Source organism: Gilvimarinus gilvus, from assembly GCF_030518155.1.
Lineage (GTDB): Bacteria > Pseudomonadota > Gammaproteobacteria > Pseudomonadales > Cellvibrionaceae > Gilvimarinus > Gilvimarinus gilvus.
On record NZ_JAULRU010000797.1, the window covers coordinates 45,399 to 56,974 of the forward strand.

The following is an 11,576-nucleotide window of genomic DNA, read 5'->3' on the forward strand; positions in this document are numbered from 1 at the left end:
CGGGCAAACCCGAAAGGCGAACGATTGTCGTCTCTTTCCCCATCGACGCCAATAGACCCGAACTCACTATAAGAAGTTCCCCATCCATTATACGTATTTATAACGCAGACAGGGGTGACGCCGGCCAACTATCGTTAAGATGGGCGGTCACAACGCGGAACGTACAACAACTTGCTATAATTCGCTCCTGATCAGAATTGACGAGCGTGTATGAACCAACACCATAACCACGATGTACTTATCATCGGCTCCGGCGCCGCGGGATTAACCCTGGCGCTAAGTCTGGCCGACACGGCAAAAGTAGCGGTACTCAGCAAGAGCGCCATCAACACAGGGTCCACCTGGTACGCTCAGGGCGGCATTGCCGCCGTGCTTGACGATCAGGACTCGGTAGACGCCCACGTCGCCGACACCTTGAGTGCGGGCGCAGGGCTTTGTCACGAAGACGCCGTGCGGTTTACCGTGGAGCGATCCAAAAGCGCGATTAAATGGCTGATTGAAAAGGGGGTTGCCTTCACTCGCGAGTCCAACTCTGACGATTACCATTTGACCCAAGAAGGTGGTCACAGTCACAGACGCATTATTCACAGCGCCGACGCCACCGGTAAAGCGGTGCACAGCACTCTGATTGAGCAGGTTCAAGCTCACCCGGATATCGATATTTTTGAAAATCACGTCGCGCTAAACCTGATCACTCAGGCTGATGCAGGATCTCGCAAGCTACGCGCTTCGGGTGCCTACGCCCTGAACCGTGCCGACGAGCACGTCAATGTATTTCAAGCCAAGATGGTGGTTCTCGCCACCGGCGGCGCCAGCAAGGTCTATTTGTACACCAGTAATCCCGACAGTGCGTCGGGCGACGGTATTGCTATGGCCTGGCGCGCTGGCTGTCGGGTAGCCAACATGGAGTTTAATCAATTTCACCCCACCTGCTTGTATCACCCAAAAGCCAAAAGCTTTCTGATTACCGAGGCGCTACGCGGCGAAGGTGCTTACCTTAAGTTACCCAACGGCGAGCGTTTTATGCAGCACTTTGACGAGCGGGGCGAACTGGCGCCGCGCGACATTGTCGCGCGCGCCATTGACCATGAAATGAAGCGGCTCGGTTGCGATTGCCTATATCTGGATATCTCGCACAAGTCCGAAGCCTTTATCAGTGAACACTTTCCTACGGTGAAAGCACGCTGCCTGGAATTTGGCATAGACATCACCAAAGATGCCATACCCGTGGTGCCTGCCGCTCACTATACCTGCGGCGGTGTGGTGGTCGATCGCAACGGCCAAACGGATCTGGAAAACCTGTACGCTATTGGTGAAACCTCTTTCACCGGGCTCCACGGTGCCAACCGTATGGCGTCGAACTCGCTACTGGAATGCATTGTCTACGCGCAGTCGGCCGCCGAACATATCACAGCCAAAATAAGCTCGGTGGCGACGCCTGCCGTCAGCCCCAAATGGGATGAGTCGCGCGTGACCAACTCGGACGAAGACGTTGTGATTTCGCACAACTGGGACGAACTGCGACGTTTTATGTGGGATTATGTTGGCATTGTTCGCACCCATAAACGACTGGAGCGAGCCACCCACCGTATCAAACTGCTGCAAAAAGAAATTGCCGAGTATTACAGTAACTATAAAGTCAGTGGCGATTTAATTGAGCTGCGCAATTTGACCACAGTCGCCGAGCTAATCATCCGCTCAGCCATGGAGCGCAAAGAAAGTCGGGGCCTACACTACTCGCTGGACCACACGACACTCAGTCCTATCGCCCGCGACACTATTTTGGTTCCCACCAACTTTGCCGCTCAAGACGTTATTGTCAATGCAGTATCTGAGTAACCAGCCAGACCCGCAAACGTCGGTAATCTTCACGGGGCATAGAATCGGCAGCGAGCAACAGGTGCGTACAGCCTTTGCCTGCGCTTAAACTAAGGCTGACAAACAGACGCCAAACGGTCACCTTACCGATAAGCCGCACCGGCTGAAACTCACCGCCTTCGGGCGCCAGGTACCAGCCGGTTCGATCCACTCGCAGGTGCCAAACCCGCTGCAAACCCTGCATACTCCAGCGCCAAAAGCCACCGATAACCAGTATCGCCAGCGCGCCCATACACCCCCACCACCAGGATTCAGCCAACTTAAAATAGACGATCGAAAAACAGGTCATTAAGGCGCAGACATGCACGATAAGATGCCAGCGCATAACCTGGGATGAGGGTTGAATCAGGGTATCAATGGAAGCGTCGCCCGACACTTGCGTATCGACGAGCGGCGTTGAGTCAAGACTCTCGGGGCATTCCTGTATTATCTCTGACAATTTTCACAATCCTTTGCAGCTGGGGATCGTCAGGGTCCTCGCGGCGCATAAACCACGCAAACATATCCTGATCTTCACACTCCAGTAATTTCCAATAACATTCCTTGTCGGCTTGATCGAGACTGGGGTAAACATTATCCAGAAACGGCAGCAACACGAGATCTAGCTCTAGCATGCCACGACGGCTTCCCCAAAACAGGCGGTTGCGCTCCACATCTCACTCCGAACAGTAAATTTTCGGCAGTATACCGCAGTTATAATAGCCGCACACTAAAACCGCCCCGCTCAGCCACACGGCTTCGGGGGCGGGCGGTAACGGTTACTCTGCACCCTCGATTTTAATGGTGCGAATCAAGGGCTGACCTCGGCGGTAGAAACGAATCGGGTGTAGCTTATCCGACTCCAGAGAATTCATAATGTCCATATAACTGTCAACATCTGAGACATCGTCGTAACCGAGCTGAACAATCACATCACCCGGGCGCAATCCGGTCTGCGCCGCTGGCGAATTAGGCTCGACCTGACGCACCAGTGCACCACCTTCAATGCTCCAGCGCTCGCGGTAGCGGCTGTCAATTTCATCCACTTTAATACCCAGACGGTCTAAATCGCCACCGCTACGAGACTTGTTGGGAGCCGCACCAGACTCACCGGACTCACGCTCCCCAAGGGTCACTGCTAATGTTTCACGTTTGCCCTTGCGCATAATAGTTAGCTCGACGTCCGTACCAGGGGATACGCGCCCCACCAGTTGCGGCAGGGCACCGGGGTCGGTCACCTCCTTGCCGTCAAACGCAATCACAATGTCGCTCGGTAATAAACCGGCATCCTCTGCAGGACTGCCCTCCTCCACATCATTCACCAGCGCACCCATTGGCTTTTCCAAACCAAATGAAATGGCCAGATCACGACTGACATCGGAAATATACACACCGAGCCAACCGCGTTGCACGCGACCGTCCTCCATCAGTTGCGCCAATACTTCCTGGGCCACATCCGCAGGGATTGAGAAAGACAAACCATTGGAGCCGCCTGAGCGGGTATAGATTTGCGAATTGATGCCCACAACCTCGCCTTTGAGGTTAAACAATGGGCCACCCGAGTTGCCGGGGTTAATCGCCACGTCAGTTTGAATAAAAGGAACATACTGGCTTTCGTTAGAGCTAATTGAACGCCCCATCGCGCTGACGATGCCAGCACTGGCCGAGTAGTCGAGGCCAAACGGCGAACCTATGGCCACCACCCACTGGCCTACTTTTAGAGAGCCGGCGCTGGCAAATTCCAGCTTGGGTAAACCCTCAGCTTCGATTTTCAGCAGGGCCAGATCGGACAAAGGGTCGACACCCAACACCTTGGCGATGAACTCGCGCTGATCAAACAGCCGGACGGTGACCTCATCTGCGCCGTCAATGACGTGATTATTGGTCAGAATATGGCCATCCTCACCGATAATAAAGCCGGACCCCATCGATTGCGCATTGCGCTCCTGGGGGTTGGGTTGGCCAAAAAAACGGCGGTGAGATTCCGGTATTTGGTCGAGAAAGGAAGATCCGCCGGTCACGGTCTTGCTAGTGGTGATTTTCACCACGGCCGGCGCACTGTTTTCAATCAGCTCGGTAAATTCAGGTAATGCGGCACGCGCAACCGTCGCAGAAAAAACCAAAGCCAAGCTCAATATTACTCGTGTCATCAACACTTTGTGCTGCATGCAATCGCTACCTCTGTATCGTTGGATCCATACCCACACGCTTGCGCCATGGGATTGAATGTCGCGGTTTTTGACAGAAGTGCCTGGAGAAAATTCCAAGCCTTGATACTTTTTTACCTAAACCGACGCGCTGTGGACCATTGCACAACAAAAAAGTATCGCAATGCCCCATGCAAGTCAGGCCAAGACATAAAAAGGGATATAGGGGCAATTACGGCAGATTCAATCCGCTCGGGCGAGTGTTTCCGGGTCTGGCTCAAAGCGGTCGACACGAATGGTCACCCGACGATTTTGGGCCCGTCCAGTGGGAGTGCGGTTAGTGGCGATTGGGTAGCGCTCGCCGTGCCAACGAACTTCAATTAAATCTTCGGGAATCCCGCGCTCGGTAAGATATGCCACCACAAACTCGGCGCGTTTTTGCGAAAGCTCCAGGTTTTCCGAACGCAGGCCCAAACCGTCGGTATGTCCATCGATCACCAGAGCGGTAATGAAAGCATCGGCCAGTACGTAGCGAGCCAGGTTATCCAGCACTTCGCGGTCAATGTCATCGAACTCTTCAGTGCCACCGGGAAAATGCACCGAAGTGCGACGAACTTGATCGTAATTGACCGGTAACAGCCCTGCCAGGCAACTCTGATATTCACTCAGCGCCTGACGAAAACGGATCGGCTCTATCACAACGTTAACCGGCGTGTCTGATTCGTACCAGCTATCACCGCGTACCAATAATTGCCGACCATCGACCAGCTCTTGCAAAAGCTGCTGAGATTCACGCCAATCCAAGCTCACCACGTCCCCCTCACCAATAGGCAGCGGACGGACTGAGTAATGTTGACCAATGGCTCGCCAGCGCGGCGTCAACGACAACAACTCGGCATTGCCGGGTTTTAGCTGGCGGTTAAGTTCGGTCAGATAAAAGTGCTGAGATTCCCCGGCGCGACGAGCGAATGCCGCTTCACCCAATAACGGAATGTCTTGATGCATACGGCAGGCGAACACGCTGGCATCCACCTGCCAGCGGGTGGTTTCCATCGGACCTGAATAGGTCGCCGCAAAACTCTGTCCCAGCCCCAGCCAGCACAGCAGCCCGACACCTGTCATTATGGCGCGTTTAATCACCCAATATGCTCCCAAAACATAAAAAACAAACCCGGATTCCGGAGGAACCTATAAGCTTATCGGCCTAATGCTGCTGCGCTTTAGCGCCATTTTTGCTAGGATGCACGCCTCTAAGCTTCCCGACGTGTACTGGTATGACAAACGAAATCACATTGCTCCGGCCCGATGACTGGCACATTCATCTACGCGACGGCGACTCGCTTGCCCGCACAGTGCCCGATGCGGCCGCTCAGTTCGCCCGCAGTATTGTCATGCCCAACCTGGTGCCACCGGTAACCAATGCCGATCAAGCCCGCGCTTATCGCGAGCGCATTGTCACCGCCGTACCCGCCAATGCTCGCTTTGAGCCCCTGATGGTGCTGTACCTGACCGACAACACGCAACCCGAAGATATCGCTGCGGCCAAGGCCGCCGGGGTTGTTGCCTGCAAGCTCTACCCCGCCGGCGCGACCACCAACTCCGACTCGGGCGTCACCGATGTTAAGAATATCTACCCGGTCCTGGATGCCATGCAACGCGAAGGCCTGCTGTTTTTGGTGCACGGCGAGGTAACCGACTCAGCCATCGATATCTTCGATCGCGAAAAAATCTTTCTCGAGACGATTTTAAGTGGTGTTGTGAAAGACTTCCCCGAGCTAAAAATTGTTCTTGAACACATCACCACGCAAGATGCCGCGGAGTTTGTTAAGGCGGCGGGGCCCAAAGTCGCGGCCACTATTACGGCTCATCACTTGCTCTACAACCGCAATCATATGCTCGTCGGCGGCATAAAACCGCATTATTACTGCCTGCCAATTCTCAAGCGCATGACGCATCAGGACGCCTTAATTGCAGCAGCCACCAGCGGCAACCCGAAATTCTTTTTGGGGACAGATTCCGCCCCGCACGCCAAAAGTAAAAAAGAGGCGGCCTGTGGCTGCGCCGGTAGCTACACCGCCTACAGCGCTATAGAGCTATACGCCGAGGCATTTGAACGCGCCGGAGCCCTCGATAAACTCGAAGGTTTTGCCAGTCATTTTGGCCCCGATTTTTACGGCCTGACTCGCAACACGGACACCGTAACTCTCAAACGTGAGCCATGGCAGCTACCGCAAACATTGCCCTACCTCGACGAAACCATTGTTCCCCTGTGCGCAGGTGAAACCCTGAACTGGAAACTGGCGCGCAACGCTTAAGGACCTGCAGTGAAACCACAGCCCCCCGAGTTTGAAAAAGATAACGCATCGCCCATGGCGCAGCGTTTTCGTGGCTTTATGCCTGTCGTCGTCGACGTCGAAACAGGCGGCTTTAACAGCGCCCGTGACGCCTTACTTGAAGTGGCAGCGGTCACTCTTACCATGGACACCGAAGGGCTCTTAGTACCCGACCAAACGCTTGAATTTCATATTGATCCGTTTGAAGGCGCCAATATTGAGCAATCGGCACTGGATTTTACCGGTATTGATCTCGACAGCGACGAACGCTGCGCCATGCCTGAAGAAATGGCCATGACCGAGTTGCTTCAGGGCATTCGCCGGGCGGTACGCCAACACGGCTGTACGCGCGCGGTCATGGTTGGCCACAACGCACATTTCGACTTGGGGTTCGTCAATGCGGCCATTGAGCGCTGCGAGATTAAGCGCAACCCATTTCACCCATTCTCCTGCTTCGATACCGCCACGCTCTCAGGTTTGGCTTATGGGCACACAGTGTTAGCCAAAACCTGCCAACTGGCCGAGATTGAGTTTTCCAACAGCGCCGCGCACAGTGCCGCCTACGACGCGGAAAAAACCGCTGAACTATTCTGTAAAATTGTTAACCGCTGGCAGACAATGGGCGGCTGGCCGCCACCGCTGTAAGTCAGTCTAACGAGACTAATCGATCCGAACAGCAGGCAAGTCCGGCGCCGCTAAGGTGCCGCTTGCCGCGGGCGCAATCACATCCGCCTCGCCTTTCGCCAACAACACGCCATCTTGATTGTGTACCAGGCACTCCAGTGTCACGAGCTTCATCCGCGCTTTCAATCCAACGACTTTTAAGGTTACCGTCGCCGTATCCCCCACTTTAACGGGCTGCTTAAATTGCAAAGACTGCCCCCGATAGACCGAGCCCGGCCCCGGTAACTGTGTAGCGATTGCCGCCGACACCAGCGCACCCAACCACATGCCGTGACCGATACGCTCCCCAAAGACGGTGGCGGCAGCGTATTCAGCGTCCAAATGAACGGGGTTGACATCGCCACTGGTGGCGGCAAATAGCACCAGATCAGTCTCGGTTAGCGTTTTGCTGTAGCTCGCGCTTTGATCAATATGTAAGTCGTCAAAGCCGGTGATCTTGAGCTGTGTCATAAATGCCTCTTAATTTTCATACAAAAGCGCTATTGTACCGTCTGAGAGTGACTTATACGCTACCAAGGAGGCGGGCAAGTTGATATGCTTGAGACTTGGAACGGTAACAGACCACTTGGCAGTGACACCTGCATTGCGGGTAGCGCCGAGTTGGCAAGGACCACCGTTAAGCATCGCCACCGCTGGCGTAAAGTCTTGCATCAGCATCCGGCGAATACCAAAAATAGAAAGCGCCTTTACGCTTACGAACACCACCTAAGGATACGCTAGGAGAATCCATGCCCAAGCAGCAGAAGATGTTTGTAGTTGTGGACCCAAACGACGAACAACACGTCGCACTTGAACGGGTCAAACGCACTTCGCAATTGCAGGAAGTAAACCCTTTCGTTCACGTATTTGTCGCCGTTGATGGCGATGCGGTTGATACCCGCGCCTACAACGCCAATCTGGTACGCGATCAAAGCTGGTTCGAAGAACAAATCCGCAGTCAACTGAACGAAGCTGGGGTTGAGCACCTGATCGAAGTGTCCTGGTCCTCTGAGTGGCAAGAGTCCATCATGCAGGCTGCCAAACGTGCCAATGCGGATCTTATCTACCTGCCGGTGCACGCCAAAACCGCCAACCGCCGCTTCCTGTTCACCGAGTCCAAATGGGAGCTGCTGAAAGGGGCCTCTTGCCCGGTTGTACTGATTCGACCCGGTGCCCGTGAAGAGCGTAAAACGGTACTGGCAGCCGTTAATTTCCAGGCCACTCGCGATGTGCAGATTGAGCTAAACGAGAAAATCCTGGAAACGGCACGCACCATTTCCGGTATTTACGATGCAGATATGCACGTGGTGAACGGTTATATGGATTCCATGAGCTACCCTGACCGCGGCCGTCTGGCCAAAGAAACCGGTGTCGACTCTGCCCGCATTCACGTCGACAATGGCTACACCTCCGACGTAGTGTCAAAGGTGGCTGAAGACATCAATGCAGATTTGGTCGTTATGGGTACACTGGGTCAAAACGGCATGACCAAGACCCGCCGCGGCAATACTTCTGAGCGCCTAATTGACGCGCTCGACACCGACGTAATGGTTATCAACCACGGCTAATGCTGTGCATTTGAAGCCCCACAAAAAAGCCCGCAATTGAATGCGGGCTTTTTTGTGCTGATAAACAACGCTTAGCGTTTATACAAACGAGCGAACCAATGCCTCAATGTCAGCGTCCTGACAGTTGTCAAAGAAACACTGCTGGAAACGTTCACCACCCACGGCCTGTTTAATCAGCTCCGGATCCATAGCCTTTAAGCCCTCCAGATACGGCTTTGCTGTCGCGGCCTTCACGTCGTTGAGAATACCCGCGTTAGTCACCTGGGATTCACGACGCTCCGGTGGGTACCCCTGGCCGGTCACTCCGGTAAACGCTTTCTCAAATATGTAGCGTACATTCAGCTCAGCGCCCCAACCAAAGCCTTTGGCGAAGGGCAGCGCCAGAGCATTACCGTTATTAATTTGCGCAAACAGATAAGCATCAGCCGGGTCTATACAGTAGCCACAGCACACACCGGGATACGCATTAAGTGACATCAACGCACCCTGGCCGGTGCCGCAGCCCGATACAACAAAATCAATTGCCTTGCTGTTCAGCAACAAGCTGGCAGCCACACCTAAGTGAATGTAGGTCAGTCGATGGTCATTATCACCATCCATACCAACATTAAAAACACTGTGGCCTTGTTCGGCCGCTACCGCTTGTAGTTCCTTGAGAATGATCGGGTTCTTGCCTGCCTGGCTGAACTCATTCATCAACGCAATTTTCATATCACACTCTCGATTGGTTAGAGATAAAAGGATGGGATCAAATAGGGGGCCACTTTAGCGTTCCAACCGCTGCTGGTCAACCAAGGCGGCCTTACCAAAATTAACAATCTGTACTTAGTTCGATCAATTCTCGCCAAAACAGAAGGTGCCGAGAGCTAGCCGCAGCAGGGGGGTTGCACGATAATCGCGCGTTCGATTGCAAAATAGCCAATTCCGGTCGATAATGAGGCCTGTACAGGGCTGCTGTTTGATGCCCGACCGATACAAACAACAGGTTATAAACATATGAAACAAGCCTTAGTGGGCGCTCGTATTTTTACGGGTGATCAGTTTCTCGATAACAGGGCCGTGGTTATCGAAGGCGCAAACATTATTTCGCTGCCCGAAAATGACAACGTTGTCCAATCTTACCCTGACGCGGAAATCATTGAACTCGACGGCGGCATTATCGCGCCGGGCTTTATCGATTTGCAGGTGAACGGAGGCGGCGGCGCCTTCTTTACCAACGATACCAGTGTTAGCGCCTTACAAAGCATGCTCGATGGTCATCGCCCCACAGGCACAACCAGCATGCTACCGACCCTTATCAGCGATACCCGGACGACACATCAAGCCGGCGTTAAAGCCGTTGCCGACGCGGTTGATGCGCGAATGCAAGGCATACTGGGTATCCATATCGAGGGGCCATTCTTTGACATGGACAAACGTGGCGCCCACAACGCTAAATACATTCGTGAAATTGAAGATGAAGACATGCAATGGTTAACCGCCATTGAAGGCTTCAAAATTATGGTAACGCTGGCCCCGGAACACGCCGCCAGCGGCCAGATTAAGCGGCTGGTGGATTCTGGTATTTTCGTGGCGGCGGGCCATACCAACGCACACTACGAGGATGTGATGTTGGCCATCGACGAAGGTCTGTCTGGCTTTACTCATCTGTTCAACGCCATGCGCCCGCAAACCGGCCGTGAACCGGGTGTGGTGGGTGCGGCTCTCGACAGCGCCAACACCTGGTGCGGCATTATTTGTGACAACCACCATGTTCACCCTGGATCTGTGCGTGTAGCGATGAACGCCAAACCGCTCGGCAAGCTGTATCTGGTGACCGATGCCATGTCGACCGTCGGCGGTGAGCAGAAATCTTTTACGATTTATGGCGAAGAGATTTTCGAAAAAGACGGCGCTTTGGTCAATGCCGAGGGCAATTTGGCCGGTAGCGCCATCGGCATGATCGATGCGGTGCGAATCGCCCATCAGGCGATTGGCATTAGTCTTAGCGAATGTCTGCGCATGGCGTCACTTTACCCCGCTCAATATATGCGACTGAATCAATCTCTGGGCCGAATCGACGACAACTACCGGGCAGACCTTGTGCACTTTACCAACGACTTTAACGTTACGGCCACATGGGTGGCTGGCGACTATAAACAACACTGATTAGCCGGAGCAACAATGAAAGTTATTATTTTAAAAGACGCCGCTGCCGTTGCCGCCTATGGCGCTAATATTTTTAAGAAGCAATTGCAAAAGAAACCCGACTCGGTACTGGGCCTGGCAACCGGCTCCACCCCCGTCGCCCTGTACAAGGAACTGATTAAGCTAAGTGAAGCGAAAGAGTTCTCCTTTGCCGGGGTGACCACCTTTAATCTGGATGAATATCTGGGCCTGGATGGCGAACATCCGCAAAGCTACCGTTACTTTATGAACGAGCAATTGTTCAATCACGTTGATATCGACAAAAGTAAAACTCAGGTGCCACCGGGTAACGCGCAAGATCCAGTCGCCGCGTGCAACGACTATGAAGCCGACATTGACGCGGCCGGCGGCATTGACATTCAATTGCTGGGCATAGGTCGCAATGGCCATATTGGGTTTAACGAGCCCTCGAGCTCTTTGGCCTCACGTACCCGTGTCAAAACTCTTACCCTCGATACCATTAACGATAATTCGCGTTTCTTTGCCGATGGTGAATACCAACCTCACCTGTCTATCACCATGGGCATAGGCACTATTCTGGAGTCAAAAAAAGTTGTCTTGCTGGCCACAGGAGCGAGTAAAGCGGACGCCATTGCCGCCACTGTCGAAGGACCGCTAACCGCTGCCTGTCCGGCGTCGGCTTTGCAACTGCACCAAGATGCGGTGATTATTATCGACGAGGAGGCGGCCTCCAGGCTTGCCGACCAAGCATTTTACAAACACATTGAAGTTGAAAACCAAAAGCTCGAGGAGCGTCTGGGCCTGTAAAGCCCTGCTCTATCTGCCCGCGCCATGCGCGGGCCAGAGACTACAACAATAAA

Annotated in this window: 13 protein-coding genes; 6 read left to right on the forward strand and 7 right to left on the reverse strand. The window is 53.7% G+C overall.

The annotated features are described in order from the left end of the window. Nucleotides 1-210 precede the first annotated feature (210 nt). Nucleotides 211-1,839: an L-aspartate oxidase gene (gene nadB / locus QWI17_RS20360; RefSeq protein WP_302724363.1), complete on the forward strand. Its 1,629-nt coding sequence runs from the start codon at nucleotides 211-213 to the stop codon at nucleotides 1,837-1,839. On the opposite strand, the gene QWI17_RS20365 is transcribed toward nadB, so the two are convergent. The 4 genes from QWI17_RS20365 to QWI17_RS20380 form a co-directional block, all read right to left on the reverse strand. Next, entirely contained in the window at nucleotides 1,820-2,317 is a 498-nt protein-coding gene (locus QWI17_RS20365; protein WP_302724364.1) for a protein YgfX, read from the reverse strand. The two genes, nadB and QWI17_RS20365, sit on opposite strands and share 20 nt — an antisense overlap. Then, complete coding sequence (locus QWI17_RS20370; protein WP_441294599.1) at nucleotides 2,280-2,531, reverse strand: FAD assembly factor SdhE; 252 nt, start codon at nucleotides 2,529-2,531, stop codon at nucleotides 2,280-2,282. The genes QWI17_RS20365 and QWI17_RS20370 overlap by 38 nt, the downstream gene beginning before the upstream one ends. Nucleotides 2,532-2,636: 105 nt before the next feature. Beyond that, entirely contained in the window at nucleotides 2,637-4,025 is a 1,389-nt protein-coding gene (locus tag QWI17_RS20375) for a Do family serine endopeptidase (protein WP_302724365.1), read from the reverse strand. A 222-nt stretch (nucleotides 4,026-4,247) separates the two neighbouring features. Next, the gene (locus tag QWI17_RS20380) at nucleotides 4,248-5,144 is read right to left on the reverse strand and encodes a MotY family protein (RefSeq protein ID WP_302724366.1); all 897 of its coding nucleotides are present in this window, start codon (nucleotides 5,142-5,144) and stop codon (nucleotides 4,248-4,250) included. Nucleotides 5,145-5,278: 134 nt separating this feature from the next. On the opposite strand from QWI17_RS20380, the gene pyrC reads away from it, so the two are divergent. Next, nucleotides 5,279-6,319 (forward strand): dihydroorotase, encoded by a 1,041-nt coding sequence (gene pyrC, locus QWI17_RS20385; protein ID WP_302724367.1) that lies wholly within the window; start codon nucleotides 5,279-5,281, stop codon nucleotides 6,317-6,319. Nucleotides 6,320-6,373: 54 nt separating this feature from the next. Further along, nucleotides 6,374-6,982, forward strand: coding sequence for a ribonuclease T (rnt, locus tag QWI17_RS20390; RefSeq protein ID WP_302724590.1), 609 nt, complete (start codon nucleotides 6,374-6,376; stop codon nucleotides 6,980-6,982). Nucleotides 6,983-6,997: 15 nt separating this feature from the next. Here rnt and QWI17_RS20395 read toward each other — a convergent pair whose 3' ends face one another. Next, the gene (locus tag QWI17_RS20395) at nucleotides 6,998-7,471 is read right to left on the reverse strand and encodes a MaoC family dehydratase (protein ID WP_302724368.1); all 474 of its coding nucleotides are present in this window, start codon (nucleotides 7,469-7,471) and stop codon (nucleotides 6,998-7,000) included. 9 nt (nucleotides 7,472-7,480) lie between these two features. Next, entirely contained in the window at nucleotides 7,481-7,726 is a 246-nt protein-coding gene (locus tag QWI17_RS20400) for a hypothetical protein (protein WP_302724369.1), read from the reverse strand. Between the two features lie 23 nt (nucleotides 7,727-7,749). On the opposite strand from QWI17_RS20400, the gene QWI17_RS20405 reads away from it, so the two are divergent. Further along, nucleotides 7,750-8,568 carry a universal stress protein gene (locus QWI17_RS20405; RefSeq protein WP_302724370.1) on the forward strand — a complete coding sequence of 273 codons (819 nt, stop codon included), beginning with the start codon at nucleotides 7,750-7,752 and terminating at the stop codon, nucleotides 8,566-8,568. Between the two features lie 78 nt (nucleotides 8,569-8,646). Here the strand turns inward: QWI17_RS20405 and QWI17_RS20410 are convergent, their stop codons facing one another. After that, nucleotides 8,647-9,279, reverse strand: a complete 633-nt coding sequence (locus QWI17_RS20410; protein WP_302724371.1) for an RpiB/LacA/LacB family sugar-phosphate isomerase — start codon at nucleotides 9,277-9,279, stop codon at nucleotides 8,647-8,649. A 285-nt stretch (nucleotides 9,280-9,564) separates the two neighbouring features. Here QWI17_RS20410 and nagA point away from each other — a divergent pair, with 285 nt between their 5' ends. Beyond that, on the forward strand, nucleotides 9,565-10,716 hold the full coding sequence (gene nagA / locus QWI17_RS20415) for an N-acetylglucosamine-6-phosphate deacetylase (protein ID WP_302724372.1): 1,152 nt from the start codon (nucleotides 9,565-9,567) through the stop codon (nucleotides 10,714-10,716). A gap of 15 nt (nucleotides 10,717-10,731) precedes the next feature. After that, complete coding sequence (nagB, locus tag QWI17_RS20420; protein ID WP_302724373.1) at nucleotides 10,732-11,523, forward strand: glucosamine-6-phosphate deaminase; 792 nt, start codon at nucleotides 10,732-10,734, stop codon at nucleotides 11,521-11,523. Nucleotides 11,524-11,576: the final 53 nt, after the last annotated feature.